The organism is Nocardia salmonicida (assembly GCF_036142455.1).
Taxonomy (GTDB): Bacteria; Actinomycetota; Actinomycetes; order Mycobacteriales; family Mycobacteriaceae; genus Nocardia; species Nocardia salmonicida.
On record NZ_CP108014.1, the window covers coordinates 1,523,747 to 1,550,423 of the forward strand.

The following is a 26,677-nucleotide window of genomic DNA, read 5'->3' on the forward strand; positions in this document are numbered from 1 at the left end:
ACCGCTCCCTAGAGTAGGTAGATCAAGGCGAACAGGACGATCCACAGCACATCGACCATGTGCCAGTAGACGCCGATTCCTTCCAGGACCGCGATGTCGTTCGCGCGGGAATCGCGGTGGCATCGCCGCACGGCGACGGTCAGTCCGAGCAAGCCGACCAGTACGTGTACCAGGTGGATCCCGGTGAAGACGAAGTAGTACATGTAGAAGTCGCGCAGATCCGGGCTTGTCCCGGCGTGCAGATGCTGGTGGTATTCGAATGCCTTGAGCGCCACGAACATCCCACCCAAGGCCATCGCGGCGAGATACCAGCGCCGCGCGGCGCGCAGTCCGCCGCCGCGGGCGATCGTCAAACCCATCGCCACGGCCGCGGAACTGGTGATCAGCGCCACCGTATTCGCCAGCCCGACAACCTGATTCATCTGAGATCGGCCCAGCTCGAACAGCTCGGGGCTCTCCCGGTGATTCCAGCCCCACACCCCGAAGAAGATGCCGAACACCGTCAGATCGCCGAGAACGAACAGCCAGAGCTCGGGTTCGCCGGGGACATGGCGCGCCGCCTTCGCCTCGGTCGCGGTGAGCGTCATGCGCCGTGTCCCACCGGTTCGGGTTCCTCGACGGCGAAGTGCTTGTCGACGATCGGCAGCAACACGAACGGTGAGACAACGAAGAAGACGATGAACAACACCGCGGGAATCCAGAATCCGATCAGGCCGTTCCAGGCGAAGGGTCCGTCGTGGAAGAAGAAGACGAGCAGCTCGGGCAGATACAGCACGGCGATCCACAGGTTGAGGTAGCCGAACCAGCGCGGCGCGATCGGATCCTCACGCGGGCTCATCACCAGGACGCCGTAGGCGATGAGGACCCATACCAGCACGAACATCGGAATGCCGCCCATGAACTGCAGGAACCCGTAGTCGCTGGCGTACTGCACGAGGTCGGGGTCGCGATCGGAGCGGAACGCGGCCATCGCGAACGAGAACGGGGTGTAGAAGTTGAAGACCAGATAGGTCGCGAGAGTGAACCCCATCATGAGGGTCAGCATCCCGGTCTGCCGCTCGATCTTTCGGGTCACCAGCACCAGCAGTGCCGATACCGGGAACAGGAAGAACGTCGAGCACATCATGAGCACGGCGGCCAGCATCAGCGGCAGATGCCGATCCTGGAACTGAGCGGCGACCTCCTCCGGCCCGGCGCCGGGCGGGATCGGGGGGAAGAAGCGCGCTACCAGCAACCAACCGGTGCCGAACACCGCCAGATAGAGCACACCGCACCACGCGCCGAAACGTTCCAGCAGTCGATTGTTCATGGCATCTCCTCGGCCGAACCAAGTTGGCGTTACGAGTAGTAACAGAAATTATTGACCAATTGGTAATATAGATTGCGCAGGTGGGCGCGTCAATAGGCGTCGGAGTGGCGTGCGATGAATTGAACGGATACGCGGTTTTGGTAAATTGACCGTTCGCGCGACGAAAGGCCACGGCATGCCTCGGACGGCGGGCACGAAGGGGATGCCGCGAGCCCAGCGGGAGGACCAGATCATTGCCGCCGCCGCCGAGCAGATCGCTCATCTCGGATACGCGGGGCTCTCGCTCGGCGTCGTCGCCGAACACGTCGGGGTGTCGAAACCGCTGGTGTATTCCTACTTCGGCACGAAGGACGGCCTCTACTCGGAGTGCGTGACGCGGATCGGCAACGCCATCGCCGACGCGATCGAACCGGTGCTCGCCGGACCGCCCGAGCTGGCTATGGCCGACGCGACCCTGGCGGCGATCTTCGGAGTGCTCGCCCAGCGCCCGTACGAATGGAATGTGCTGACCGACCGTACGCACCCGGCCGACGGTCCGGCTGCCGACGCCGCCCGTGCCGCCCGCCGCCGTATCGCTGAGCAGGCTGCCAGGGGATCCGCGGCGGTCGCGATCTCCCGCGGCGTCACCGACCCCGCTGATCTGTCCGCCTTGACCGAGGTCTGGATGGGCATGGTCGGCGCGATGGTTTCCTGGTGGCAACGCCACCCCGAGGAATCCGCGGAGGCGATGGCCGCACGTGGTCGACGCCTCATCACTGTGCTCGGGTGACCTGTCGGGCATCGACGAGCTCGGCGCAGCCAACAGCCCCAGCCGGAATCGGCTGGGGCTGTTGGCGTTTCGGCTGACGTGGCCCGGCTACCCGACGTTGACGATGTCGGCGGCCGGGTGCTCGGCGTAGAGCTCGTCGATCTGCGCGGAGTACTTCTCGGCGATCACCTTGCGCTTGAGCTTCAAGGTGAGCGTGACCTCGTCGCCGCCCGCCTCCCAGAACGTGGGCAGAATGCGGAAGCGCTTGACCTGCTCGACGCGCGAGAGCTTGCTGTTTCCCGCTGCCACACCGGCTTCGATCGCGGCGAGCACCGTGGCGTCGACAGCCAGCGCGGCGGCGGAGGCATCGGGCAGGGCGTGTTCGCGCGCGTAGGGCTCGACGGATTCGGCGTCGAGCACGATCAACGCGGTGTTGTAGGACCTGCCGTCGCCGAGGACGGCCATGGCGCCGATCAGTGGGGTGGCGGCCTTGATCGCGTTCTCGATATTGGTGGGCGACATGTTCTTGCCCGCCGCGTTGATGATCATCTCTTTCTTCCGGTCCACGACCCGGAGGTAGCCCGCGTCATCGATGCTGACGATGTCACCGGTGTGCAGCCAGCCCTCGGCGTCGATCGCCTCGGCGGTCTGCGTGGGCAGCCCGCGGTAGCCCTTCATCACCAACGGTCCGCGCACGTGCAGTTCACCGTCGTCGGAGAGCCGTGATTCCATGCCGGGCAACAGCTTTCCGACCGCGCCGAGCTTGGCGTCGCGGGGATGGCTGACGCTGCAGATGCACGACAGCTCCGACATGCCCCAGATCTCGGCGATCGGAATGCCGAGTCCGGCGAAGAAGGCCAGCGTCTGGGGTGGGATCGGGGCCGCGCCCGACATGGCCCACCGCACCCGGTCAAGACCGAGGGCGGCGCGCAGCTTGCTCAGCACCAGTTCGTCAGCGCGCGCCCATTCGGCGGCGAGCTCGGCGGGCACCGATTCGTCCGCCAACTGGTGGGCGCTGCGGGCCGCGGCGACCGACAGCGCCCAGGCCATGGCTTGGCGGCGGGTCTCGTCGGGTTCGGCCGCGACCTTGAATTCGATGGCGGCCTTGAGCTTTTCCCACACGCGCGGCACCGCGCCCCAGATCGTCGGATGCAGGTCGGCGAGAGCGGCGGCGATCAGCTTGGGGTCGCCGACGCTGGTCACCTGGGTGCCGAGCACCTCCTGGACATAGAGCCCGGTCAGGCGGTCGGCGATGTGGGCGGTCGGCATGAACGAGGTGATGGTGTCACCGAATTCGATGCCGAGGATCTCGGCGATGCCGTACACCTGGAACAGCAGTGCGGCGTGGGTGGTCTCCACACCCTTGGGTGCGCCGGTGGTGCCCGAGGTGTAGATCAGCGTCGCGACATCGTCGCCGCGCACCGCACGCCAGGCGGCGTCGAAATCGAAATCGTCGCGGCCTGCCGCCAGCAGTTCGGCCACCGACAGGGTGCCCTCGGGCGCCTCGTCCACACAGACGATGTGGTCGAGGTCGACACCGGAGGAGGCGATCAGCTTCGCGTACTGCGGCTCGCAGATCACCACGCGCGCTCCGGCATTGCCGAGCACATAGGCGAGCTGATCGGGGGAGAGGGTGTTGTACACCGAGAACGAGGTGGCGCCCAGATGCTGTGCGCCGACCTCCAGGGGATAGAACTCCACCCGGTTGCTCATCATCAACGCGACGGTGTCGCCGCGGCGTACCCCGAGACCGGCCAGCCCGGCGGCGACCGCGCGAACCCGGGCCGCGTACTCGCCCCAGGTGATGGTCTCGGTGTCACCGGGGGTGCGCAGAGCGACCGCGTCGGGATAGCGCGACGCGGTGTGCTGGAACGCTGCGGGCAGGGTGTCGAAACGGGAAATGCTCACGAGGCAGGAACTTTCTGGGTCATGACCGCGGGGGCGGTGTCGAGATGGGCGGCGACGAAACGCGCCGCCGCGCGATAGGCCGTTCTGGACTCGGGGACGACGGCGGGCAGCGTCTGGAAGGCATGCATCTGATCCGGCCACACCTGCAACTCGCAGTGCGCCCCGGTGGCCCGCCAGCGGCGCGCCAGTTCGGTCGCGTCGGCGCCGAAATACTCGGTGTCGCTGGCGTGGATCAGGGTGGGCGGCAACCGCATTCCGTGGACGGGCTGGAGCTCGAACGGTTCGGCGGTGAAGGCGGCGATCGCCTGCCTGGCGATCTGGGTGGACAGCAGACCGTCGCGGTGCTCGTGCTTCTCGTGGTCGACCGCGATGGCCAGACTCAGGTCGGTCATCGGGGAGAACAACACCAGCGCACCCGGTTCGGGCCGCCCCGCGCGGGCATTCTCGACGGTCAGGTGAGCCGCCAGGAAGCCACCGGCCGAATCTCCGGCGACGACGATCCGGTCGGCGCTGTAACGCCGGGTCAGCCACTGGAACGCCGCGGCGACATCGGACGGCGCGGCGGGGTAGGGGTGCTCGGGGGCGAGCCGGTAGTCCAGGGTGAACACCGGAAGCTTTGTCGCGGTGGACAATCGGGACGCGACGCCGCGATACCCGAGGGCCGAGCCCGCGACGAACCCGCCACCGTGGATGTAGAGGACGACCGCGTCGGTGCGGTCGGCTCGCGGCCCACGCACCCACTCGCCGTGGATCCCGTCGGTGTCCGCGCGCTCGGTGATCGTCGCGCGCAACGGCGGCGCGCCCGCCCGCATGGCCTGCTCGATGAGCAGCCGCGACGGCGGCAGCGTGTAGGCGTTCACCGGCGTGAGCGCGGCCAACTGGCCCACAGTGAACGCCGACATCTGCCGAAGCGTGCGAGCCCGCAGCGACCCGCGTTCGGCGCTCATCGGCGTCGCTCGATCGCCCGGATCAGCTCGTGCACCGTGGTGTCGGCAGCGAGCCGGTGGTCGAGGACGACATTGATCGCCCCACGCAGCAGGGCGTAGGGCTCCCACCCGCTGGGCGCGATGGTGCGAGGCGCCCTGCGGCCGATGCCGTCGGCGATCGTGCGGGCCGCGTACTCGGCGGTGATCCGCACATTGAGCGGCCACGGCAGCATCCCGTCGAGCTCTTTGCCCAGATCGTCGGAATCGAGCATGTCGTGGGTCATCGCGGTGTCGACGATGCCGAAATAGGCCACACCCGCACTGGCCCCGCTCGCGGCGAGTTCCACGCGCAGTGCCCGTCCCAACTGCTCGACCGCGGCCTTGCTCACCATGTACGGCGACCCGCCCATCCCCGGCGCGAAGGCCGCGCACGAGGACACCACCACGACGTGTCCGCGCGCGGACACGATGTGGTCCAGCGCCGGATGCACGGTGTTGAACACACCGGTGAGATTGATCCCGATCACCCGGTCGAAGTCCGCGGGGTCCATCGTGCGCACGGTGGCGGGCACGGGAGTCACGCCCGCGTTGGCGACGACCACGTCGAGCGCGCCGAACAGCCGCACCACCTCGTCGACCGCCGCTGCCATCTGTGCTCGGTCGGCGACATCGGCGCCGATACCGTGGGCATCCAGCCCCAACTCGTCGGCAGCCCGGCGGGCCGCGACCGCATCGATGTCGACCACGACGACCCGCGCATCACGGCGGGACAGGATCGCGGCCAGCTCTCGGCCGATGCCCTGAGCGGCGCCGGTGATCAGGACGACCTTGCCCGCCACGTCATAGGAGGGCGCGAACCAACTGGACGGCGCGAGATCGGGCAGACGCATCATGCCGACACCTCGTAGGACTCGATGTCGAATCGACGGGTGCGGCGGCGGTATTCGAAACTCCAGTTCGGATACAGCCCGGCGTTGCCGCCTTCGGCGGTGGTGTAGTAGCTCTCGCAGCCGCCGGTGAGCCAGACGGTGTCGGCGCTGCGTTTGCCCATCTCCTCCACGAAATCGCGCTGCACCTGCGAACGGACCTCGACCCTGGTCTCGCCGCGGGCGCGCAGCGTGCTCAGCGCGTCGACGATGTAGGCGATCTGCGACTCGATCATGAAGACCGCCGATTGGTTGCCCGCCGCACCGAACGGACCGAGCGTGCAGAAGAAATTGGGGAATCCGGCCACCGCGGCGCCGAGATAGGTCTGCGGCCGCTGCTGGAAGACCTGCGCGATCGAGCGCCCGTCGTGGCCGACGATGCGGTCGAAAACACTGGGTGTGGTGGTGAATCCGGTGCCGTAGATGATGGTGTCCACGGGGATCTCGTCCCCGGCGCGGGTGAGGATGGAATGCGCGCGTACTTCGGCGATGCCGTCGGTCACCACCGCGACATTGTCCTTGTCGAGGGCGGGGAGGTAGGCGTCGGAGAAGATCGCCCGCTTACAGCCGATCATGTAGTCCGGCGTCACCTTGGCGCGCAGTTCCGGGTCGCGGATCTGACGCCGCAGCTGGATCCGGCCGAGCAGCTCGAAGGGATGACGGAACCGGTTGTCGACGAACCCGACCAGGCCGAATCCCTCGATCAACGAATACCAGGTACCGCGAACGGCCTTCTGCGCCAACGGGATCTGCCGCAACAGTCGACGTTCGAGCCCGATGGTCGCCCGGTCCATCCGCGGCACGATCCACGGCGCCGATCGCTGGAACACCGTCAGCGCGTCGACCTTCGGCTGGATCTCCGGCACGAACTGGACCGCGGAGGCGCCGGTACCGATCACCGCGACCCGCTTGCCGGTCAGATCGTGGTCGTGATCCCAGTGCAGGGAGTGAAAGGCCGTGCCCTCGAAGTTCTCGATGCCGGGCAGCGACGGGTACTTCGCCTCGGCGAAAATGCCCGCCGCGGAGAGGAAGTAGTCCGCGGTGAGCTCGCCACGCGAGGTCTCGATCCGCCACAGCGACTGCTCGTCGTCCCAGCGCGCGTCCAGCAGTTCGGTGCCGAGGCGCACGTGCCGGATCACGTCGTTGTCCTGGGCGACCGCGCGCAGGTAGTCGAGGATCTCGGGCTGCTTGCCGTAGGTGCGCGACCAGTCCGCGTTGGGCGCGAAGGAGTAGCTGTAGAGCTGGGAGGGGACATCGCACGCACAGCCGGGGTAGGTGTTCGCCTGCCAGGTGCCGCCGAGGTCATCGGCGCGTTCGAGCACGACGATGTCGTCGAACCCGGCTTCGCGCAGTTTGATCGTCAGCCCGATTCCGCCGAATCCGGCGCCGAGCACGACGATGTGCGTGTGTTCTGTGGGCATGGGTCAGCCGATCCTTCCGTGCAGCACCGACACCAGGCGATCGACGACGGTGTCGATCCGGGTGCTGCGGGTGAACGTCGTGAGCGCCAGCGGCGAGGAGAACCGTTGCCGGGTAGTCGCTTTGGCGTAGGTGAACTCGCGCAGGCCGTCGGGACCGTGCACGCGGCCGAAGCCGGAGGCGCCGACCCCGCCCAGCGGCAGCGCGGGGATGGTGGCGTGCGCGACGAACGCGTTGATCGAGGTGGCGCCCGCCTCGATGCGGTCGGCGATCGCGTCGCCGTCGCGCTGGGCGAACACGGTGGCGCCGAGTCCGTATTCGGAATCGTTGACCAGCTCGATCGCCTCGTCCATGGACGCGACCCTGGTCACGACCAGCGTCGGGCCGAAGGTCTCCTCGGTGACCGCCGCGCTGTCGTGCGGCACGTCGACCAGGATGGTCGGCTGCACGAACTGACCGTCGATGGCGTCGGGCCCGCCGAGCAGTGCCCGGCCGCCGCGCGCGAGGGCGTCCTCGATATGGCGCCGGATCACCGCGAGCTGCTTGGGCATGGTGATCGGACCGATCTTCGCCGCGCCCGTCCCGGCGCGCAGGTCGGTCGCGCGGTCGAGCAGTTCGGTGAGGAACGCGTCGTAGACGTCGGTGTGGACGTAGATCCGTTCCACCCCGAGGCAGGTCTGCCCGGCATTGGACATGCCGCCCCACAGTGCCGCGTCGGCGGCGGCGCCGAGGTCGGCGTCGGCGTCGACGACGAGTGCGTCCTTGCCGCCGCACTCCATGAGCACCGGGGTGAGCCGTTGCGCGCAGGCGGCCATCACGCGCTTGCCGGTCTCGGTGGAACCGGTGAACCCGATCTTGCCGACCCGGCTGCGGCACAGCGCCGCGCCGGTCTCACCGCCGCCGGTGATCACCTGCAGGACAGGCTGTTCGGGGACGGCGCGGGCGAACGCCTCGGCGAGCCAGATGCCGACCCCCGGGGTGTATTCGCTGGGCTTGAACACGACCGCGTTGCCTGCGGCCAGGGCGAACGAGATCGAGCCGAGCGGGGTGAACACCGGGTAGTTCCACGGGCCGATCACCCCGACCACGCCGAAGGGGCGGTATTCGACCCGACAGGCCTGGTTGACGGTCAACAGACTGGGTGGGACCGAACGCGAGCCGAGCACGTCTTTCGCGTTGTGCGCGGCCCATTTCAGGTGTTCGAGCGCCATCACGATCTCGAGCGCGGCATCGGAGTGCGGCTTGCCCATCTCCTGGCTCATGATGCGGGCCAGTTCGTCACGGCCGCGGGTGATCTCGGTTCGCCAGCGATCGAGCCGACGGGCGCGCTCGTCGAAACCCGCTGCCCGCCACCAGGTCGCGGCACCGTTGGCCCGGTCGACGGCCGCCTCGACGGCACTCTCGTCGTGGCTGGGATACGAACCGACCAGGGCGCCGGTCGCCGGACTGTGGACGTCGAAGGTGAGGGTGGTGGTCATGGGACCATGCCTTTCGCGGTCAGAGATCCAGCGTGAGCGCGCCACCGGCGGAACGGGACACGCAGGTGAGCATCTGGTCGGCGCGCTCGCCCGCCGGGAGCAGTCGGTCGCGGTGGTCGATCTCGCCCGCGACGACCTTGGTCTTGCAGCTGCCGCAGAAGCCCTGTCGGCAGGAGTAGGCGACGTCGGGGCGGGCCCGGCGGATCGCGTCGAGCGCGGTCTCGGTGCTGCCCACGCGCAGGGTCTCGCCGCTCCGGGCGAGGGTGACGTCGAATTCCTCGCCGTCGGTCACCGGCCGCGCCGAGAACAGTTCGGTATGCAGCGAGGCTGTCGGATTCAACGCGAACAGGCTGCGTTGGGCGGCATCGAGCACCGGGGCGGGCCCGCACACGTAGACCGCGGCGCCACCAGCGGCGGTGGCGAGCAACGCGGGCAGGTCGGGTGTGCCGAACTCGTCGTCGGGGCGCACGTCGGTGCCCGCGGGGAGCTCGCCGAGGAACGGCATGGTCTCGCGCGATCGGCCCAGGTAGACCAGCCGTCCGCGAGCACCGGCGGCGCGCGCCATCGGCAGGATCGGGGTGATCCCGATACCCCCGGCGATGAACAGGTACGACGGGGCGGTCTCGACGAAGGTGAACGCGTTGCGCGGACCGCGGATGCGCAGCCGATCACCCGAGCGAAGGGCGTGCATCTCCCGCGACCCACCGTCGCCGTCGTCGAGGCGTCGCACCGCGATGCGGTAGCGGTGACGGTCGCGCGGATCGCAGCACAGGGAGTACTGGCGTTGGCGACCCGAGGCCAGGAAGACGTCGATGTGGGAACCCGGCCGCCACGACGGCAGGGACCCTCCTTCGACGCCGGCCAGGGTCAGGCTCACCACGTCGGCGGCCTCGGCGTGTACCGCTTCTACCCGGACGTCGAGGTCGAAGCCGTTGTGTCGCACCGGACGTGGCGGCGACAGCGTGGGTTGGGTGAACACCTTCTTGTAGACGTCGACGGCGGCACCGATGACCCGCAGGCTCGGTGTCGCGGCCGCGGTGGAAGGGTTCACGCGCGCGCCGCCGGCGAATGCGCCAGGTACCGCAGGGCGTTGTCCATCGAACCCAGTTGGGAGGGATGGAAACTCGGCCGCAGGTAGCGAGGCATCTCGGTGACGAAGGTCGTGAAGCTCGGGATCACTCCGCGCACGGTCGCGCTCACGAACTGCCTGGCCCAGGAACGGCCCTTGTCCTTGCTCGGATCCTGGCGATACAGGTACGCGGTCGAGATGATGAACAGTGGCAGCAGGGTGCCGCTGGCGAGCAGCCCGGTGCGCAGTCGTCGGGCGTAGCCGCCGTCGACGTGCATGTAGGCGTCGAACACCACGCTGCGGTGCTCGACCTCTTCGGCGCCGTGCCAGCGCACCAGATCGAGCATGGTCGGATCCATCCCGAGCTCGGCCAGCACATCCGATTCCAGCAGCCACTCGCCGATGACGGCGGTGAAGTGCTCCATCCCGGCGAACAGGCCGAGACGTTCCTTGAGCCATTCCTCCTTGGCGCGGCCGGTGAGGCCCTGGTCGCCCAGGGCCCGGTCGACCAGCCAGGCGATCTTGGCGACATAGGACTCGACATCGAGTCCGATCGACTGCAGATGCCGTCGCGCGCCTTCGTGGCTGCTGGCGTGCATCGATTCCTGGCCGATGAACCCGGTGACCTCCTCCCGCAGCCGCTCGTCCTCGATATAGGGCAGGGCCTCGGCGAGGCAGGTCGCCATCGCTCGTTCGCCTTCGGGAAGTACGAGATGCATCACATTGGTGACATGTGTCGCGAGTACTTCGCCCGGGATGTAGTGCATGGGCACCGACGAGAAGTCGAAATGCACATCCCGCGCGTGAATTGCGTGCGCTTCTTCCTGATAGGAGCGCGCCGTTGCACTGTTATCAGCCATACCGGAACCGTACAGTGCAACAAATAGCATCGCAATGTTGCAGACGAATCCGGTCCGTGGTTGTGCTCGGCACCCCGCCTCGCCTGCTACCGTCGAAGCGTGCTCTCCACCGCCGCGACCTCGGGGAATTCGCCCACCGCCGACTCGGTCGAAGAACGAATTCTCGATGCCGCCCTCGTGCAGTTCGAGCGGGTCGGCGTGCGCAAAACGACGATCGAGGACATCGCCAAGGCCGCCGACGTCGACCGCGCCACCGTCTACCGGCGCATCGGGTCGCGCGACGATGTCGTGAGTGCGGCCTTCGAGCGGGAAGTGCGCAGGCTGCTCGTCGATCTGGGGGAGATCCCGGCGCGCCACGACACCTTCGACGACATCGTCGTCGACGTCTTCACCACCGTGATCACGCGCTGGCGCGCACACCCGCTGGTCGAGCGGCTGTTGACGCTGGAGGCCGACCGCCTGCTGCCCCAGCTCACCGTCGACGGCGCGTCGTTCTTCCTGCTCTCGGTCGCCGCGTCCACCGAGATCATCCGAAAGGTGCTCGCGGACAATCGATTCCCCGACATCCCCGATCTCGGCGCCCGGGTGGAAGTGGTCTGCCGGGTGGTGCACTCGCTGATCCTGCAGCCGGTCGGCACCATCGATACCGGCTCGGAGCAGGCCCTGGCGGCGTTCGCCCGCACCTACGTGCTCCCGATTCTGGTACCCGGGTCGTAGCCGCAGGTCGACGCATCAGAGGAAGCGGGCGATCAGGTCCTTCATGACCTCGTTGGCGCCCGCGTAGATGCGCCACCGATCAACAGTCCCAGGTGATCGATCGGTGCGTCCAGCTCCACGGGCGGCTACGGCTACATGGCGGAGTACCCGATCGCGCGCATGTGGGCCGACGGGCGCATCTCCCACACCTTGTTGGCTATATGTCAATAGTGGGATCCGCTGTTGACAAAGGGGCAACGGTCCTGCGATCGTACCAATTGCTTGGACGTCCAACTATTGGACAACCTTCCACTGTGCGCGGCGCGCACCGACCTCAACGACTAGGACTGGCATGGCTCGCGAACTCACGCACTTCATCGGCGGTAAGCACGTCACCGGCACTTCCGGCGCCTTCGGCGACGTCTTCGATCCGAATCTCGGGCAGGTGCAGGCCAGGGTTCCGCTGGCGAACACCGCCGAGGTGACCGCGGTGATCGACAACGCGGCCGCGGCTCAGCCGGTGTGGGCAGCGTTCAACGCGCAGAAGCGCGCCAGGGTGCTGATGAAGTTCGTGACCCTGGTCAACGATGAGATCGACAGCCTGGCCGCCCTGCTCTCGTCCGAGCACGGCAAGACCATCGCCGACGCCAAGGGCGACATCCAGCGTGGCCTCGAAGTCATCGAGTTCGCCATCGGCATCCCGCACCTGCTCAAGGGCGAGTACAGCGACAGCGCCGGCACCGGCATCGACGTGTACTCGATGCGGCAGCCGCTGGGCGTCGTCGCGGGCATCACGCCGTTCAACTTCCCGGCGATGATCCCGCTGTGGAAGGCCGGACCGGCGCTGGCCTGCGGCAACGCCTTCGTGCTCAAGCCGTCGGAGCGTGATCCCTCGGTACCGCTGCGCCTGGCCGAGCTGTTCCTCGAGGCCGGTCTGCCGCCGGGTGTGTTCAACGTGGTCAACGGTGGCAAGGAAGCCGTCGACGCGATCCTGCACGATCGTCGGATCAAGGCGGTCGGCTTCGTCGGTTCGACTCCGATCGCCCAGTACATCTACGAGACCGCCACCGCCAACGGCAAGCGCGCGCAGTGCTTCGGCGGGGCCAAGAACCACGCGGTGGTCATGCCCGATGCCGACCTCGACGACGTCGCCGACCAGCTCATCGGCGCGGCGTACGGGTCGGCGGGAGAGCGCTGCATGGCGCTGTCGGTGGCCGTGCCGGTGGGGCAGGAGACCGCTGATCGGCTGGTCGCCAAGCTGACCGAGCGGGTGCACAAGCTCAATGTCGGGCGCTCCGACGACGCGGGCGCGGACTTCGGGCCGCTGGTCGGGCTCGACGGGGTGAACCGGGTCAACGACTACGTCCGGATCGGTGTCGAGGAGGGCGCGCAGCTGGTGGTCGACGGGCGCGGGCTGAGTGTCGAAGGCGCCGAGAACGGCTTCTTCGTCGGCGCGAGCCTGTTCGACAATGTCACCGCCGACATGCGGATCTACAAAGAGGAGATCTTCGGCCCGGTGCTGACCGTGGTGCGCGCGAGCGACTACCAGGAGGCGCTGCGGTTGGTCGACGAGCACGAATACGGCAACGGCGTCGCGATCTTCACCCGCGACGGTGACACCGCACGCGATTTCTCTTCCCGCGTGCAGGTCGGCATGGTCGGTGTGAATGTGCCGATCCCAGTGCCGATCGCCTACTTCACCTTCGGTGGCTGGAAGGGCTCGGGCTTCGGCGATCTCAACCAGCACGGCCCGGATTCGATCCGGTTCTACACCAAGACCAAGACGGTCACTCAGCGTTGGCCTGCCGGGCTCAAGGAGTCCAACGCGTTCGTGATCCCGACGATGGACTGAGGCGGCGATGTTCACTCTCGATGCGGACGAGCGCGCGATCGGTGACACCGCGCGCCAATTCGCCGACGAGTTCTTGGCGCCCGACGCGCTGGATTGGGATGAGCGCAAACACTTTCCGGTCGATGTGCTGCGCAAGGCAGGCCCGCTCGGACTCGGCGGCATCTCGGTACGCGCCGATGTGGGCGGCTCCGAACTGCGCAGGCTCGACGCGGTGCGGATCTTCGAACAGCTCTCCACCGGGTGCCCCTCGGTGTCGGCGTACATCTCCATCCACAACATGGCGACCTGGATGATCGATGCCTACGGCACCGAGCAGCAGCGGCACCGGTGGGTGCCGGGGATGGCGTCGTTGGAGTTGCTCGGCAGCTATGCCCTCACCGAGCCGGGCATCGGCTCCGACGCGGCGGCCTTGGGCACCAAGGCCATTCGCGACGGTGAGGACTACATCCTCACCGGCGCCAAGCAATTCATCTCCGGCGCGGGCTCCAACGACGTGTACGTGATGATGGTGCGTACCGGTGGGGAAGGCCCGCGCGGCATCTCGGCGCTGATCGTCCCGGCTGACACACCGGGTCTGACAGTGGGACCGAACGAACGGAAGATGGGCTGGAACGCCCAGCCGACCCGCCAGGTCCTGCTCGACGGCGCCAGGGTGCCGGTCGCCAATCGCCTCGGCGAGGAAGGCGAGGGTTTCTCGATCGCGATGAACGGCCTCAACGGCGGCCGACTCAATATCGCCGCGTGCTCGCTCGGCGGTGCGCAGGCCGCGCTCGACAAGACGGTCCGCTACCTCACCGAACGCCACGCCTTCGGTAAACCCCTGGTGCGCAACGAGGCCCTGCAGTTCCAGCTCGCCGATATGGCCACCGAACTGGAGGCGGCGCGGACGCTGCTGTGGCGGGCCGCGGCCGCGCTCGACGCGGACGCGCCCGACAAGGTCACCCTGTGCGCGATGGCGAAGCGATTCGCCACCGACACCGGTTTCGAGGTGGCCAACAAGGCGCTGCAATTGCACGGCGGCTACGGCTACCTGCACGAATACGGCCTGGAGAAGATCGTGCGCGACTTGCGCGTGCACCAGATCCTCGAGGGCACCAACGAAATCATGCGGGTGGTCGTCGCCCGCTCGCTGATCGGAGCAGCATGACCGACGAACCCGAAGTGCTGATCGCTGTCCGTGACGGCCTCGGCCTGATCACCTTGAACCGGCCCAAGGCCATCAACGCGCTCAATCACGCGATGACACTGGCCATCACCGACGCGCTGCGCTCCTGGGCCGACGACGACGCGGTGCGCACTGTCGTGGTCACCGGCGCGGGCGAGCGCGGACTCTGCGCGGGCGGCGACATCGTCGCCATCCACGCCGACGCGAAAGGCGGTACGGCGGGCGCCGATTCGCCGACCGGACGGTTCTGGCGCGACGAGTACCTGCTCAACGCGCTGATCGGCAGCTATCCCAAGCCGTACGTGGTGATCATGGACGGCATCGTGATGGGCGGCGGCGTCGGCCTGGCCGGGCACGGCAGCCACCGCATCGTCACCGAACGGTCCAAGATCGGGATGCCCGAGGTCGGCATCGGTTTCGTCCCCGACGTCGGCGGCACCTACCTGCTCTCGCGGGCACCGGGCGAGATCGGCACCCACGTGGCGCTGACCACGGCGCGGATGAACGCGGGCGACGCGATCGCGGCCGGTTTCGCCGACTACTACGTGCCTTCCGGCGACATCGACGCCCTGCTCGACGCCCTGCGCACGGCAGACGCCGACGAGGCGATCGCACAGTTCACCGCGGCCGCTCCTGCGTCGGAATTGCTCGCTCAGCAGAGCTGGATCGATGCCTGCTACCGCGCGGACACCGTGGAGGAGATCGTGGCCGGGTTGCGCGCCGACGCATCACCCGATGCCGCCAAGGCCGCCGAGGACCTGCTGGCCAAATCGCCGGTGGCGCTGAAGGTCACGCTTCGTTCGCTGCGGGCGGCACGTGAACTGACGAGCCTCGAGGCGGTGCTCGACCAGGAATACCGGGTCTCGGTCGCCGCGCTCAGCTCCAACGACCTGGTCGAGGGCATTCGCGCCCAGGTGATCGACAAGGACCGCAATCCCCAGTGGCGGCCGACAACCCTCGCCGAGGTGACCGATGATCAGGTGGCGGCCTACTTCGCTGATCTCGGTGCGGCGGAACTGGATTCGACGACAGCGAAGGCACAGTGATGACGAAGAAGATCGGTTTCCTCGGGCTCGGACACATGGGCGGCCCGATGGCGGCGAACCTGGTGCGCGCGGGGTACGACGTGCTCGCCTTCGACCCGGTGCCCGCCGCACAGGAGCAGGCGCGCACCGACGGCGCGAGGGTGGTGGCCACCGCCGCCGAGGCCGCCGTCGACCGTGACGTGGTGATCACCATGCTGCCCAACGGCAAACTCGTGCTCGACGTCTACGCCGAGTTGCTGCCCGCCGCCACGGCGGGCACGCTGTTCATCGACTGTTCGACCATCGATGTGGCCGACGCGAAAGCGGTTGCCGCTCTGGCTGTTACGGCCGGACACCGCCCGCTGGACGCGCCGGTATCCGGTGGTGTGGCCGGTGCCACCGCGGGCACCCTCACCTTCATGGTGGGCGGCTCGGAGCCCGACTTCGCCGACGCGGGCGATGTGCTCGCGGTGATGGGCGGCAAGGTGGTGCACTGCGGTGGCGCCGGTGTGGGTCAAGCCGCCAAGATCTGCAACAACATGCTGCTCGGGATCTCCATGATCGGGCTGTCGGAGGCGCTGGTGCTCGGTGAGCGGCTCGGCCTGAGTCATCAGTCGTTCTTCGACGTGGTGTCCACCGCGTCGGGCCAGAGCTGGGCGCTGACCAGCTACTGCCCCGTGCCGGGTCCGGTGCCCGCCAGCCCGGCCAACAACGACTACCAGCCCGGCTTCGCCACCGCGCTGATGTCGAAAGATCTCACCCTGGCCGCGAACGCGTTGCAGGCCAACGGGATCGACGGTCAGCTCGGCGAACTCGCCGCCGCGATCTACGCGCGGTTCAACCAGACCGACGCCGGGCGGGACTTCTCCGCCATCGTCACCGACATCCGCGACCGTTCCGGCGAGGTTTCGGAATGACCGACTACGAGACCATCCTGGTCGAGACCAAGAACCGCGTCGGCTGGATCACGCTGAATCGACCGAAGGCGCTCAACGCGCTCAACAGCGCGGTGCTCGACGACATCGTCGCCGCGCTCGACGCGTTGGGTCGTGACGACGAGGTCGGCGCGGTCGTGATCACCGGCTCCGCCAAGGCTTTCGCGGCGGGCGCCGACATCAAGGAGATGGCGCCCAAGTCGTACATGGACATGTTCATGGACGACTACTTCGCTCGCTGGGACCGGCTCGCGCAGTTCCGCAAGCCGACCGTCGCCGCGGTCGCGGGGTACGCGCTGGGCGGTGGCTGTGAGCTGGCCATGCTCTGCGACATCCTGATCGCCGCCGACACCGCGCAATTCGGCCAGCCCGAGATCAAGCTGGGCGTGATCCCCGGCATCGGCGGCTCGCAACGGCTCACCCGCGCGGTGGGCAAGGCCAAGGCGATGGACATGGTGCTGACCGGTCGCACGATCGGCGCCGAGGAGGCCGAACGCGCCGGACTCGTCTCGCGCATCGTGGCCGCCGACGAGCTGCTCGATGTCGCCGCCGAGGTGGCTGAGACCATCGCGGCCAAGTCGCTGCCGGTCGCGATGATCGCCAAGGAGGCGGTGAACCGGTCCTTCGAGACCACCCTCGCGGAGGGAATCCGGTTCGAGCGCCGCGTCTTCCATTCGCTGTTCGCGATCGAGGACCAGACCGAAGGCATGAACGCCTTCGTCGACAAACGGCCACCGAACTTCACCCATCGCTAGTGATCGGTCTGCGATGACGACGATGCGCGGCGACACTCGGCACCCGGTGACCCCGGGTGCCGGGGGAGCGGCCACGTCTGTGGCAGGGCTTCGGGGGCCGGTGGCACGGGCCCACCGGCGCCAGATGGTGTTGGACGCGGCGCAAGAGGTGTTCGTCGCCCACGGATTTCACGGCGCGAAGATGGACGAGATCAGCGCGCGGTCCGGGATCAGCAAGCCGGTGCTCTACGATCATTTCGCGAGCAAGCTGGATCTGTATCTGGTTGTGCTGCAACTCAATCTGGACCGGATGGTCGACGGTGTCCGGGTGGCCGTCGCGGCGGACACCGAGCCGCGCAGCCGGGTACGCGGGGCGGTGCAGGCCTACTTCGACTTCGTCGAATACGACCTCGGCGGGTATGTGCTGGTGTTCGAATCGCCGGTGCCCAGCGAACCGTGCGTCGAATGGCGGGTGCGCAACGCGATGCGTGACTGTGCCGTCCTGGTGAGCGCCGAACTGCGGGCGGTGGGCGTGGATGCGACCAGGGCCGACATCCACGCCTGGGGACTGGTCGGGCTCAGCCGCCTCGCGGCCAGCCACTGGCTGGAAGCGGGGCGGCCCATCTCGAAAAAGGACGCGGTCGACACCGCGTCCGCCCTGTGCTGGAACGGACTATCGACAGTCGATCGACAACAGGAAGAACACCGATAGCTATGGCTCAGGCATTCGCATTGACCGAATCCGACGACGAATTCCTCGCGAGCGCGTCGAACCGCTACGTCCACGTCCTCGATATTCCCGCGCCGCCGTCGGAGGTCTGGGCGGCCCTGATCGCCGACAACGCGCTGGTGTCGTGGTCCGGGCTGGTCACCGGCATGCGGTGGACCACGCCGCGACCGTTCGGCGTCGGCTCCGGCCGCATCGTCACACTCGGGCGCATCGCCGCGCTCACCGAACGGTTCTACCGCTGGGACGACCAGCGGCGCATGACCTTCACCGTCGACTTCGCCTCGATCCCGGGACTGCGTCGCTTCGCCGAGGACATCGAGCTGGCGTCGACCGCCACCGGAACCAGGCTGACGTGGACTTTCGCCGTGGAGGGCAAGCCCGCCCTGCAACTGCTGTTGCGCTCGACGAGCGCGGTGACCGAGCGGATCACCGGCTCCATCGCCAAGGGCATCGTGGGCCGCGTCGCCGCGACGGCACCGACCGCAGGCGAGTAACGTCCGACCGCGTGGGGTTCTGCGGTTCACCCTTTGAGCCGCAGAACCGCCAGCACCCTGCGGTGGCGGGTATCCGACGGCGGCAGATCGAGTTTGGTGAAGATATTGCCGATGTGCTTCTCCACGGCCCGCTCGGTGACGGTGAGCGAGGCGGCGATGGCGTTGTTGGTGAGTCCCTGGGCCATCAGCTCGAGCACCTCGCGCTCGCGCGGGGTGAGCCGGGCCAGCGAATCCTGTTGCCGGGACGCGCCCATCAGCTGACTCACCACCTCGGGGTCGAGGGCGGTGCCGCCGGTGGCGACCCGATGCAGTGCGTCGACGAAATCACCCACGTCGGCGACGCGGTCCTTGAGGAGATAGCCGACGCCGCTGGCTCCTGCGGCGAGAAGTTCTGTCGCGTACCGGGTTTCGATCCACTGGGAGAAGACGAGCACGCCGGTGCCCGGATGCTTCCTGCGCAGTTCGATGGCGGCCAGCAGGCCCTCGTCGGTGAAGGTGGGCGGCATCCGCACATCCACCACCGCGACGTCGGGCCGGTGGGTCTCGACGATCTCGCTCAGCGACGTCGCGTCGCCGACCATCGCCACCACCGCGTGTCCGCGTTCGGTGAGCAGCCCGGCCAGCCCGTCGCGCAGGATGGCGCTGTCCTCGGCGATCACTACCCGCAGGGGTCCGTGCGATGCACTGCCCGCGGTCACTGCGGGCCCTCGTTCGGCAGGATCATGGTCACCACGGTAGGCCCGCCGACCGGACTGTCGACGGTGAGCGTGCCGTCGACGGCCAGCGCACGCGCGGCGAGCCCGGCCAACCCGCTACCGGTCACGGTCGGCGTGCCGGGGTGGGGCGCACCACCGATTCCGTTGTCGCGCACGGTGACCGCGAGGCGGCGCCCGCCCTCTGGCAGCACCGACACGGTGGCCCGGTTCGCGTGCGCGTGTTTGACGACGTTGGTGAGTAGCTCGGCGACCGAGAAGTAGGCGATCGCCTCGATGGCCGGGCTCGGCCGGCGGGGGATCTGCACCCGCAGGTCGACCGGCACCGCGCAGCGGGCGGTGAGCGTCTCCAACGCCGGGCCGAGGCCGAGCTCTAGCGCGGGGGGATGGATGCCACGGACCAGTTCGCGCAGTTCGGTCAACGCCTCCTTGGAGTTGGCGCGCGCCTCGGCGACGAGGTCGCGGGCGTCGCCGCCCGCGGCCAGGCGTTCTTCGGCCCTGCCCAGCGCCATGGCGATGGTGACCAGCCGAGCCTGCGTGCCGTCGTGCAGGTCGCGTTCGACCCGGCGCAGTGTGGCGGTCGCATCGTCCACCGCGGCCCGTCTGCTGGCCCGCAGTTCTGCCAGTTGCCGGTCGCGCGGTGTCGCCGCCAACAGGCCGACGATCAGCATCCGATGCAACCAGCAGACGCTACGGATCAGCCACGGCAGTGCGAAACACAGCAGGACACCGATCCCGGACAGGGCGAGCGCGCGCGGCCAGGTGTCGATGTAGAACGTGCCGAATTGCGCCAGACTGTGGTGCTCGACGCCGTTGTCGTCCACCTGGACCGGATCCAGCAGCACCCACGGGATGGGCGAGAGCGCCGTGAACCCGACCATCGCGATCACCACGAGCACGACATAGCCGACCGCGACACCGAGCACCGATTGCGCGATCAGGAACAACACGACCCGCCAGCTGGGCCGATCGGTGAACGCGCCCTTCAGGAAGCCGAACAGGCCGCTCGCCCTGGTGAAATCCGGTGGCGAGTCGACCCGGGTCCCGAGCAGTGCGCCGCCGAGGAACCGATAGATCCTGCCCCACACCCGCCCGCCGAGCAGCACGGTCGCCAGCAACGGAATGCCGATGAGCAGGATCGACGCGTACAGTCCGCCGCCGAACCCGAAGAACAGGTAGCACACGGCCACACAGCCGAGCACGAACGACAGGACCAGGTAGGCGAGCTCCTTCCAGGTCCTTGCTTCGAGCGGCGCGCGCAGCACCGCGGTCAGCGGTCCGGTGCGGCGTCGCGGTTCATCCTGTGGTGCGTCGAGCGCGACGGTCGGCTCGTCGGCGAGGTCGACCACGAGGGTCGACTCGGCTGGTTTCTCGGTCATGACCCCATGGTTGTCGTCGCGACGCGGAAATTCGATCGAGCTGCCCACCGAGTCGATGGTGTGGTGAGCTACACCATGGATGCGGCGCAACCACATTCACAGCCGGAGGAGGGCGCTATGGGTCAGGATGTCGACTTTCCGGGGCTGTCGGACGGAGTCAGGTCTCGCTTCCTCGACGATGTCAACGGGTTGCGGGTTCATATCCTCGAGTCCGGTCACGTCGGTTCCGGTCGTCCGCTGGTGTTGCTGCTGCACGGATTTCCCGAACTGGCGTACTCCTGGCGCAAGGTCTTGGCGCCGCTGGCCGACGCCGGATTCCACGTGGTGGCCCCTGACCAACGCGGCTACGGCCGGACCACCGGCAGCGATGTCGCCGACCTCGCATCCTTCCGCACCGACAACCTGGCCGGGGACGCCCTCGAGCTCATTCGCGCGCTCGGCTACGACCGGGCTCATCTGGTCGGGCACGACTTCGGCTCGGTCGTCGCGGGCTGGGCCACGCTCGGCGACCAACGTGTCATCCGATCGTTGACGTTGATGAGCGCGCCGTTCGCCGGGGCGGGCGTCCCCAAGTCGTCGGCCGAACTCGACACCGCGCTGCGGGCGCTGTCACCGCCACGCAGGCATTACCAGCACTACTTCGCGGGAACGACGAGTGCTTCCGATATCGCCGACGCCCCGCAAGGGATCGCCGACTTCTTGCGCGCGTATTTCCACATGAAGAGCGCGGACTGGCCGGGAAACGCGGACGCCGGGGAACTACCGGGATCTACCGCGCACGACTTGGCGCTGCTGCCGCGCTACTACGTCATGGATGCTGGCGTCAACATGCCGGAAACCGTAGCGCCGCACCTTCCTTCCTCGCAGCAGCGGGCCACGTGTGAATGGCTGACCGACGAAGAACTGAATTTCTACGCACGGGAATTCGGTCGAACCGGATTTCAGGGCGCACTCAATTGGTACGCGGCCCTGACGCTGCCCAACCCCGCAGCGCAGCGCGCCTCGCGAATAGAAGTGCCCACGCAATTCATCGCCGGACGGTCTGATTGGGGTGTGTGGCAATCGCCCGGTGCGCTGCGCACGATGGCGGACGTCGTCTGCGCACGATTCGCCGGCTCCGTGTTGATACCCGATGCCGGTCACTGGGTCCAACAAGAGCAGCCATTACCCGTCATCGAACAGATCTCGAGATTTCTCGGCGACAGCGAGATCGGCCGAAGCTGATTCCGTTTTCGGCGCAAGTGCGTAATCGGGATGAGGCGGGGTAAGCGCTACCTGGTTCTGTTCTCCGATGATGGAGGCTCATGATGGATGCCGACGAGAAAGTCTCGACCAGGAACGGCGGACGATTTCATATTCCGCGTAGCAGGGGCGCGCTGGGCGGGCTCGTGGTGCTGCTTCTCGGTATCTGGGGCGCGCTCATCCCGTTTGTCGGCCCCTATTTCGATTTCGCGTACACCCCCGACGAGGCGTGGGTCTGGACGTCGGCTCGCGGCTGGCTCGAGGTTCTGCCGGGCGCCGTCGCGATCGTCGGTGGGCTGCTCATGCTGCTGAGCCGCAACCGGCTGGTCGCCAGTTTCGGTGGCTGGCTGGCGGTGGCGGCGGGCGTGTGGTTCGTGATCGGGCCGTTCCTGGCCGCGGTGCTGCGACTCGGGGCCATCGGCGAGCCGGTCGCCACCTCGGATCTGAAGCGTGCGCTGCTGGAGCTGACGTACTTCTACGGACTCGGCGCGCTGATCCTGTTCTTCGCCGCGAGCTCACTAGGACGCCTGTCGGTGCGCAGTGCGCGAGATATCGCCTTCGCCGAACGCACGCGTGGCGTCGACCAGCGGCGTGTGGTCGAGGAAGAGGTGGTGGTTCCCGCCGACGGGAAGCAATCGAACACCCGCCGCTTTCCTCCCCCCACCGACGTCCGGCACCGGCCGGTCTGACGGACTACGCCGCTTTGACGGTGACCATCGTGTCGGCGCTGGGGAAATCGAGCACGCGCAGACGTCCGGTGACCAGGTCGACCGTGTCGGCGACCACACGGCCCGCGCGACGCGCGTCGTCGGCGAAGCTGGTGCTGACCACCCGGTAGCTGCGCTTGGCGGTGAGCACGACATCGCCTGCCCGCAGCGACCCGGCCGCGGTGGGGGGCTCGGTCGGGATCGTCGACTGCGCCGGTCTGCGTATGAGCTCGATCAAATTCAGCAACCTGGTCTCCACACTGTGAAACGCCTGCTAAGACGTCCCGTTCGCCCGATTCGCGAACGGTATCGACATCTTTTTACCCAGGGACGTCGTGTTTGAACCCTCGGTTTCGAGCACGGAATCGACTGCCGGTGCTGTGGGGTTGCCCCGCGATATCACCCCGCAGTCCGATTCCGTCTCATACCAAGGGATTACGGCCGACGAGAATCTCAGCGATAGCTTCGGGATCATGACAAAACCTGCCCTGGTCCCGGAGTCTTCTCCACGGTCGCCGCGGCGCGGAGCGGAGGGCGATTACGCCCGCCTGTTGCGCCGAATCTCCGAGGCGGGGCTGATGGGCCGACGTCCTGTCTACTACGCCGTGCGGCTCAGCCTCGTCGGGATCGCGTTCGTCGGCGGGTGGGCGGCGTTCGTCCTCGTCGGCGATTCGTGGTGGACGCTGCTGGTCGCGGCGTTCATGGCCGTGACGTTCGCGCAAGTCGCACTCGTGATGCACGACGTGGCGCACCGCCAAGTCTTCCGGCTGCGGCAGCCGACCGAGCTCGTGGGAAGACTCGTCGGCAACGCGGGCATCGGTCTCGGCTACGGCTGGTGGCAGGACAAGCACACCCGTCATCACGCCAATCCGAACCACGAGGAACTCGACCCCGATGTCGCGCCCGACATCCTGGTCTGGTCACAGCGGCAGGCCCGGTCCAGCCGCGGTCTGCCCCGGCTCATCGGACGGGCCCAGGCGTTCCTGTTCTTTCCCCTGTTGCTGCTCGAGGGCCTGAACCTCCATGTGGCCGGCGTCCGCGCGCTGCGCAATCGGTCGGTCAAACACCGCGGATGGGAGGGCGCGCTGCTGTTCGGCCACTTCGCCCTCTACCTGACCGCGGTGTTCGCGGTTCTGCCCGCCGACAAAGCCCTCGTGTTCCTTGTCGTCCACCAGGGCCTTTTCGGCCTGTACATGGGCTGCATCTTCGCCCCGAACCACAAGGGCATGCCGACCTCGACCGGCGACGACCGCCCCGACTACCTCCGTCGCCAGGTCCTGACCTCCCGCAATGTGCGCGGTGGCGCGGTGACCGATCTCGCCCTGGGCGGACTCAACTATCAGATCGAACACCACCTGTTCCCGAGTATGCCGACGCCGAACCTGCGTCATGCCCAGGTGATCGTCCGCAACTACTGCGCCGAGATCGGCGTGCCGTACCACGAAACCGGACTCGTCTCCTCCTATCGCGAGGCGCTGACGCACCTGCATCACGTCGGCGCCCCGCTGCGCCACTCGGATACCGAAGCGCCACAACGTAATCAGTGAAAAGTGCCCGGGTCAGGCTGTCGGGAGGGGTTCGACCCGGGCGGGTACGTGTTTGTGCCAGGGGGTGGCGGAGTACTCGTCGCGCCGTCGCAGATCGGTGAGGTCGTTGGGCGCCACGCCGGTGCGCTGGTCAGTTCCGGGGAGGTCGAGCCCGAGGCCGTTGGGTAGGGAGATGTGGCCGTTCTGCATTCGGTCGTTGAGTTCGACGGTCGCGGTCGCGGAGCCGCGATTGGTGGTGATCAGTGCTCGACCGCCGTCGGCCAATCCGAGCCGCTCGGCATCGGCAGGGCTGATCCGCAGTGCGCCGGTGGTGTCGCGGCGTCGCCAACTGTCGTCACGGAAGATCGTGTTCGCGGTGAACGCGCGGCGCTCGCCCGCGGAGAGGACGAAGGGGTATTCGTCGCTGGTGTGCGCCCATTCCCTGCGGTCGAGACCTCGCAGGGATTCGAGCAGGGGCGGGATGGTCAGGTTGATCGGCAGATTGCGTGCGGGCACGTAGGTCCAGCAGCCGCCGTCGAGTTCGTCGGCGGTCACCGCGACGCCGGATCGTTCGGTGAGCATCGCGGAAAACAGTGCCTCGGCGTTCCGGTGGCCGGCGCGGCGCATGGATTTCGGATGCAGATGCGCGACTCGCTGGGCGAGCGCCCACAGCACTGCCGCTGACCGTGCGCCGCCGGGCAGGGTCGGGCCGAGCGTTTCGTAGAGCAGGAAGGGGGCCAAGCCCGCGGCCTTCTTGTCGAGTGCGAGCAACGCGAGAAACGTCAGACCATAGACTTTGCGGCCGAGGCGCAGCGCGCCTTTGAGTACCGACAATGCCAGCGGGCGGGCGGCACCGAGCTCGCGGACGAGGCGGGCATAGATTTCCGGTTCGGCCAACGTACCGGGCAGCGGCTCGAGCAGCGGGGCACGGAGTTGGAAGGTGTTGATCGGGAATTCGAGGTTGAAGAAGGTCGCTTCCCACTTCTCGAATTGACTCGCCGCCGGGAGAACATAGTGGGCGCGACGAGCGGTCTCGGTCATCGCGACATCGATCACGACGCTGAGTTCGAGGGACTCGAATGCCTCACGGAAGCGCTGCGAATCCGCCAGCGAATGCGCCGGGTTCGAGGATTCGACGATCATCGCGCGGAACCGCTGCGGATGATCGGTGAGAATCTCCTCGGCGATGACATTTCCGGGCACGAGACCGCCGGGCATCGGCACCCCGGTCACCGGCGTGGCCTTCGTCTGCACCGAGTAGTTGATCAGCGGGACGACCCAGGAGTGCATCTGCATCGCGCCGCGGGTGGCGAAGTTTCCGGTGAGCAACCAGGTCAGCTTGTTCAGGTATGACACCAGGGTGCTGTTCGGGCTCTGCTGCACACCCAGATCCTCGTAGGTCGACACACTCTCCGCGGTCCCGATCAACTGCGCGGCCTTACGGACCGAGGCGGGATCGACGCCGCTCAGGTGGGCATACGCGTCGACATCGATGGTGCGCAGGGCGGCGAGCACCGGCTCGGCCTCGGTCGTGTGTGCGGCCAGGAACTCGTGGTCGACCAGATCCTGCGCAACGATCACACCGAGGATCGCGGCCAGGCACCACGCGTCGGTGCCCGGTTTGATCTGCAGGTGGATGTCGGCCATATCGGCGGTCTCGGTACGCACCGGGTCGAGCACGATCATGGTGCGGGCGGGGTCCTTGGCGATGTTCTGGAGCACGGTGCGGGCGCGCGAAACGCCGTGCGACTGCCACGGATTCTTACCGACGAACACGCTGACCTGCGCGTGTTCGAAGTCGCCGTGGGTGTGTCCGCCGGTCAGATGGGCGTCGACCCAGGCCTCGCCGAGTTTTTCCTGAGCGAGCGCGTTGGAGCGATAGCGTCCGCCGACGGCACGCAGCAACGCGCTGCTGTACGCGCCGCCCAGGTGGTTGCCCTGTCCGCCGCCACCGTAGAAGAAGATCGATTCCCCACCGTGGGTGTCGCGCACCGCGCGCAGTCGGTCGGCGATCTCGGTGATCGCGGCATCCCAGCTGATCTCGGTGTAGGTGCCGTCGTTCTCGCGCCGCAGCGGTGAGGTGATCCGGGTGCCGCCGTTTTGATAATGGTCCAGCCGCAACGCCTTGTTGCAGGTGTACCCGGCGGAGCCGGGATGGGCCTTGTCGCCGCGGATTTTCGCGAGCCGCCGTCCTTCGACCTTGACGGTTATCCCGCAGTTGTTCTCACACAGAATGCACGCGCTGGCCTGCCATTCCCCGCTGTCGTTCGTCACGTGAGCCTCCTCGACCGGCATCGACTTCCCCCCGTCAGCGATGGATGATGCAGGTGGTGGTGGCGTGGGCGACGAGTTTGCCCGCTTCATCGTGCACCTTGCCTTCCGCGGTCGCCGTGGTGCGGCCGACGTGCAGCGTCGAGCCGGTGGCGATGAGACGGCGGCCGTGGATCGGCACGGACCGGATGTAGTTGACCTTCAGCTCCAACGTGCCGTACCCGACCCCCGCGTCCAGCGCGGAATGAATCGCGCAACCCATCACCGAGTCCAGCAAGGTCGCGCAGATTCCGCCGTGGGTGGTGCCGAGTGGGTTCGCGAAATCGGGTCGGGTGACGAGGCTGAACGACACCCGGCCGAACTCGAGTTCCTCGATCGTCATTCCGAGCAGCGAGCCGATTCCTACTTGATCGGGCATCGCGGCCGCGGCGCGGAGCAGGTCGAGGCCGCTCATGGTGGCGAAATCCGGCGTTTCGGGGTGGTGCGTTGTGGTGGTCATGGTGCCCTCTCTTGATAGACCGATCGTTCTATCATCGGTGACGATACCGTATGATGAACTGATCGG

The 26,677-nt window shown here is 67.5% G+C and carries 26 protein-coding genes and 1 pseudogene; 13 read left to right on the forward strand and 14 right to left on the reverse strand.

The genetic code is table 11. The features are described 5' to 3' along the window. Positions 1-8: 8 nt before the first annotated feature. On the reverse strand, positions 9-587 hold the full coding sequence (locus tag OHS03_RS07255) for a cytochrome c oxidase subunit 3 (RefSeq protein WP_328661760.1): 579 nt from the start codon (positions 585-587) through the stop codon (positions 9-11). Further along, entirely contained in the window at positions 584-1,144 is a 561-nt protein-coding gene (locus OHS03_RS07260) for a hypothetical protein (protein WP_328664118.1), read from the reverse strand. Before OHS03_RS07260 ends, OHS03_RS07255 begins: the two co-directional genes overlap by 4 nt. A 340-nt stretch (positions 1,145-1,484) precedes the next feature. Here OHS03_RS07260 and OHS03_RS07265 point away from each other — a divergent pair, with 340 nt between their 5' ends. Beyond that, a complete protein-coding gene (locus tag OHS03_RS07265) occupies positions 1,485-2,078 on the forward strand; it encodes a TetR/AcrR family transcriptional regulator (RefSeq protein ID WP_328661762.1) in 594 nt (197 codons plus the stop codon). Positions 2,079-2,165: 87 nt separating this feature from the next. On the opposite strand, the gene fadD11 is transcribed toward OHS03_RS07265, so the two are convergent. Genes fadD11 through OHS03_RS07300 form a run of 7 tightly spaced genes read right to left on the reverse strand, consistent with a single transcriptional unit; the run spans position 2,166 to position 10,643 of the window. Continuing rightward, positions 2,166-3,965, reverse strand: coding sequence for a fatty acid--CoA ligase FadD11 (gene fadD11, locus OHS03_RS07270; RefSeq protein ID WP_328661764.1), 1,800 nt, complete (start codon positions 3,963-3,965; stop codon positions 2,166-2,168). Next, the gene (locus OHS03_RS07275) at positions 3,962-4,867 is read right to left on the reverse strand and encodes an alpha/beta hydrolase (protein WP_328661766.1); all 906 of its coding nucleotides are present in this window, start codon (positions 4,865-4,867) and stop codon (positions 3,962-3,964) included. Before OHS03_RS07275 ends, fadD11 begins: the two co-directional genes overlap by 4 nt. Before the next feature lie 41 nt (positions 4,868-4,908). Continuing rightward, positions 4,909-5,781, reverse strand: coding sequence for a short-chain dehydrogenase/reductase (locus tag OHS03_RS07280; RefSeq protein ID WP_328664119.1), 873 nt, complete (start codon positions 5,779-5,781; stop codon positions 4,909-4,911). Further along, positions 5,781-7,238, reverse strand: a complete 1,458-nt coding sequence (locus tag OHS03_RS07285; RefSeq protein WP_328661768.1) for a flavin-containing monooxygenase — start codon at positions 7,236-7,238, stop codon at positions 5,781-5,783. The genes OHS03_RS07280 and OHS03_RS07285 overlap by 1 nt, the downstream gene beginning before the upstream one ends. A 3-nt stretch (positions 7,239-7,241) precedes the next feature. Further along, positions 7,242-8,714, reverse strand: coding sequence for an aldehyde dehydrogenase family protein (locus OHS03_RS07290; RefSeq protein ID WP_328661770.1), 1,473 nt, complete (start codon positions 8,712-8,714; stop codon positions 7,242-7,244). Positions 8,715-8,733: 19 nt separating this feature from the next. Further along, a complete protein-coding gene (locus tag OHS03_RS07295) occupies positions 8,734-9,765 on the reverse strand; it encodes a PDR/VanB family oxidoreductase (RefSeq protein ID WP_328661771.1) in 1,032 nt (343 codons plus the stop codon). Then, positions 9,762-10,643, reverse strand: coding sequence for a metal-dependent hydrolase (locus tag OHS03_RS07300; protein ID WP_328661773.1), 882 nt, complete (start codon positions 10,641-10,643; stop codon positions 9,762-9,764). Before OHS03_RS07300 ends, OHS03_RS07295 begins: the two co-directional genes overlap by 4 nt. A gap of 99 nt (positions 10,644-10,742) precedes the next feature. On the opposite strand from OHS03_RS07300, the gene OHS03_RS07305 reads away from it, so the two are divergent. The 9 genes and pseudogenes from OHS03_RS07305 (at position 10,743) to OHS03_RS07340 (ending at position 18,274) form a co-directional block, all read left to right on the forward strand. Next, entirely contained in the window at positions 10,743-11,360 is a 618-nt protein-coding gene (locus OHS03_RS07305) for a TetR/AcrR family transcriptional regulator (RefSeq protein ID WP_328661775.1), read from the forward strand. 92 nt (positions 11,361-11,452) lie between these two features. Beyond that, positions 11,453-11,570, forward strand: a pseudogene (locus tag OHS03_RS34660) (acyl-CoA dehydrogenase family protein); the annotation flags it as partial. Between the two features lie 121 nt (positions 11,571-11,691). Next, positions 11,692-13,191 (forward strand): CoA-acylating methylmalonate-semialdehyde dehydrogenase, encoded by a 1,500-nt coding sequence (locus tag OHS03_RS07310; protein ID WP_328661777.1) that lies wholly within the window; start codon positions 11,692-11,694, stop codon positions 13,189-13,191. Between the two features lie 7 nt (positions 13,192-13,198). Then, complete coding sequence (locus tag OHS03_RS07315; protein ID WP_063003791.1) at positions 13,199-14,338, forward strand: acyl-CoA dehydrogenase family protein; 1,140 nt, start codon at positions 13,199-13,201, stop codon at positions 14,336-14,338. After that, entirely contained in the window at positions 14,335-15,402 is a 1,068-nt protein-coding gene (locus OHS03_RS07320; protein WP_328661779.1) for an enoyl-CoA hydratase/isomerase family protein, read from the forward strand. The genes OHS03_RS07315 and OHS03_RS07320 overlap by 4 nt, the downstream gene beginning before the upstream one ends. Beyond that, complete coding sequence (gene mmsB, locus OHS03_RS07325; RefSeq protein WP_328661781.1) at positions 15,402-16,298, forward strand: 3-hydroxyisobutyrate dehydrogenase; 897 nt, start codon at positions 15,402-15,404, stop codon at positions 16,296-16,298. The genes OHS03_RS07320 and mmsB overlap by 1 nt, the downstream gene beginning before the upstream one ends. Further along, on the forward strand, positions 16,295-17,071 hold the full coding sequence (locus OHS03_RS07330; RefSeq protein ID WP_328661783.1) for an enoyl-CoA hydratase: 777 nt from the start codon (positions 16,295-16,297) through the stop codon (positions 17,069-17,071). Before mmsB ends, OHS03_RS07330 begins: the two co-directional genes overlap by 4 nt. 79 nt (positions 17,072-17,150) lie before the next feature. After that, a complete protein-coding gene (locus OHS03_RS07335; RefSeq protein ID WP_328661785.1) occupies positions 17,151-17,762 on the forward strand; it encodes a TetR/AcrR family transcriptional regulator in 612 nt (203 codons plus the stop codon). A 2-nt stretch (positions 17,763-17,764) separates the two neighbouring features. Beyond that, positions 17,765-18,274: an SRPBCC family protein gene (locus OHS03_RS07340; RefSeq protein WP_328661788.1), complete on the forward strand. Its 510-nt coding sequence runs from the start codon at positions 17,765-17,767 to the stop codon at positions 18,272-18,274. Positions 18,275-18,300: 26 nt separating this feature from the next. Here OHS03_RS07340 and OHS03_RS07345 read toward each other — a convergent pair whose 3' ends face one another. Together OHS03_RS07345 and OHS03_RS07350 are read right to left on the reverse strand one after the other, a co-directional pair. Further along, positions 18,301-18,942 (reverse strand): response regulator transcription factor, encoded by a 642-nt coding sequence (locus tag OHS03_RS07345; protein ID WP_328664121.1) that lies wholly within the window; start codon positions 18,940-18,942, stop codon positions 18,301-18,303. A 26-nt stretch (positions 18,943-18,968) separates the two neighbouring features. Then, positions 18,969-20,366 carry a sensor histidine kinase gene (locus OHS03_RS07350; protein ID WP_328661790.1) on the reverse strand — a complete coding sequence of 466 codons (1,398 nt, stop codon included), beginning with the start codon at positions 20,364-20,366 and terminating at the stop codon, positions 18,969-18,971. A 117-nt stretch (positions 20,367-20,483) separates the two neighbouring features. Here OHS03_RS07350 and OHS03_RS07355 point away from each other — a divergent pair, with 117 nt between their 5' ends. Together OHS03_RS07355 and OHS03_RS07360 are read left to right on the forward strand one after the other, a co-directional pair. Then, a complete protein-coding gene (locus OHS03_RS07355; RefSeq protein WP_328661793.1) occupies positions 20,484-21,590 on the forward strand; it encodes an alpha/beta hydrolase in 1,107 nt (368 codons plus the stop codon). 80 nt (positions 21,591-21,670) lie between these two features. Continuing rightward, on the forward strand, positions 21,671-22,297 hold the full coding sequence (locus OHS03_RS07360) for a hypothetical protein (RefSeq protein ID WP_328661795.1): 627 nt from the start codon (positions 21,671-21,673) through the stop codon (positions 22,295-22,297). A gap of 4 nt (positions 22,298-22,301) precedes the next feature. Here the strand turns inward: OHS03_RS07360 and OHS03_RS07365 are convergent, their stop codons facing one another. Continuing rightward, positions 22,302-22,553: a hypothetical protein gene (locus tag OHS03_RS07365; protein WP_131816541.1), complete on the reverse strand. Its 252-nt coding sequence runs from the start codon at positions 22,551-22,553 to the stop codon at positions 22,302-22,304. Between the two features lie 235 nt (positions 22,554-22,788). Between OHS03_RS07365 and OHS03_RS07370 the strand changes: the two genes are divergently transcribed. Next, positions 22,789-23,862 (forward strand): fatty acid desaturase family protein, encoded by a 1,074-nt coding sequence (locus OHS03_RS07370; RefSeq protein WP_328661797.1) that lies wholly within the window; start codon positions 22,789-22,791, stop codon positions 23,860-23,862. Between the two features lie 12 nt (positions 23,863-23,874). Here the strand turns inward: OHS03_RS07370 and OHS03_RS07375 are convergent, their stop codons facing one another. Both OHS03_RS07375 and OHS03_RS07380 read right to left on the reverse strand, forming a co-directional pair. Continuing rightward, a complete protein-coding gene (locus OHS03_RS07375) occupies positions 23,875-26,115 on the reverse strand; it encodes a molybdopterin-dependent oxidoreductase (protein ID WP_328661798.1) in 2,241 nt (746 codons plus the stop codon). A 34-nt stretch (positions 26,116-26,149) separates the two neighbouring features. Further along, positions 26,150-26,611 carry a PaaI family thioesterase gene (locus OHS03_RS07380; protein ID WP_328661800.1) on the reverse strand — a complete coding sequence of 154 codons (462 nt, stop codon included), beginning with the start codon at positions 26,609-26,611 and terminating at the stop codon, positions 26,150-26,152. Positions 26,612-26,677 lie beyond the last annotated feature (66 nt).

Excerpts from the sequence above, each read along its gene's own strand:
- OHS03_RS07340 (WP_328661788.1), top strand. The coding sequence starts at position 17,765 with ATGGCTCAGGCATTCGCATTGACCGAATCCGACGACGAATTCCTCGCG.
- OHS03_RS07280 (WP_328664119.1), bottom strand. The coding sequence starts at position 5,781 with ATGCGTCTGCCCGATCTCGCGCCGTCCAGTTGGTTCGCGCCCTCCTAT.
- OHS03_RS07360 (WP_328661795.1), top strand. The coding sequence starts at position 21,671 with ATGATGGATGCCGACGAGAAAGTCTCGACCAGGAACGGCGGACGATTT.
- OHS03_RS07275 (WP_328661766.1), bottom strand. The coding sequence starts at position 4,867 with ATGTCGGCGTTCACTGTGGGCCAGTTGGCCGCGCTCACGCCGGTGAAC.
- OHS03_RS07265 (WP_328661762.1), top strand. The coding sequence starts at position 1,485 with ATGCCTCGGACGGCGGGCACGAAGGGGATGCCGCGAGCCCAGCGGGAG.
- OHS03_RS07350 (WP_328661790.1), bottom strand. The coding sequence starts at position 20,366 with ATGACCGAGAAACCAGCCGAGTCGACCCTCGTGGTCGACCTCGCCGAC.
- OHS03_RS07260 (WP_328664118.1), bottom strand. The coding sequence starts at position 1,144 with ATGCTGGCCGCCGTGCTCATGATGTGCTCGACGTTCTTCCTGTTCCCG.
- OHS03_RS07380 (WP_328661800.1), bottom strand. The coding sequence starts at position 26,611 with ATGACCACCACAACGCACCACCCCGAAACGCCGGATTTCGCCACCATG.
- OHS03_RS07255 (WP_328661760.1), bottom strand. The coding sequence starts at position 587 with ATGACGCTCACCGCGACCGAGGCGAAGGCGGCGCGCCATGTCCCCGGC.
- OHS03_RS07315 (WP_063003791.1), top strand. The coding sequence starts at position 13,199 with ATGTTCACTCTCGATGCGGACGAGCGCGCGATCGGTGACACCGCGCGC.
- OHS03_RS07285 (WP_328661768.1), bottom strand. The coding sequence starts at position 7,238 with ATGCCCACAGAACACACGCACATCGTCGTGCTCGGCGCCGGATTCGGC.
- OHS03_RS07370 (WP_328661797.1), top strand. The coding sequence starts at position 22,789 with ATGACAAAACCTGCCCTGGTCCCGGAGTCTTCTCCACGGTCGCCGCGG.
- mmsB (WP_328661781.1), top strand. The coding sequence starts at position 15,402 with ATGACGAAGAAGATCGGTTTCCTCGGGCTCGGACACATGGGCGGCCCG.
- OHS03_RS07300 (WP_328661773.1), bottom strand. The coding sequence starts at position 10,643 with ATGGCTGATAACAGTGCAACGGCGCGCTCCTATCAGGAAGAAGCGCAC.
- OHS03_RS07320 (WP_328661779.1), top strand. The coding sequence starts at position 14,335 with ATGACCGACGAACCCGAAGTGCTGATCGCTGTCCGTGACGGCCTCGGC.
- OHS03_RS07355 (WP_328661793.1), top strand. The coding sequence starts at position 20,484 with ATGGGTCAGGATGTCGACTTTCCGGGGCTGTCGGACGGAGTCAGGTCT.
- OHS03_RS07290 (WP_328661770.1), bottom strand. The coding sequence starts at position 8,714 with ATGACCACCACCCTCACCTTCGACGTCCACAGTCCGGCGACCGGCGCC.
- OHS03_RS07310 (WP_328661777.1), top strand. The coding sequence starts at position 11,692 with ATGGCTCGCGAACTCACGCACTTCATCGGCGGTAAGCACGTCACCGGC.
- OHS03_RS07330 (WP_328661783.1), top strand. The coding sequence starts at position 16,295 with ATGACCGACTACGAGACCATCCTGGTCGAGACCAAGAACCGCGTCGGC.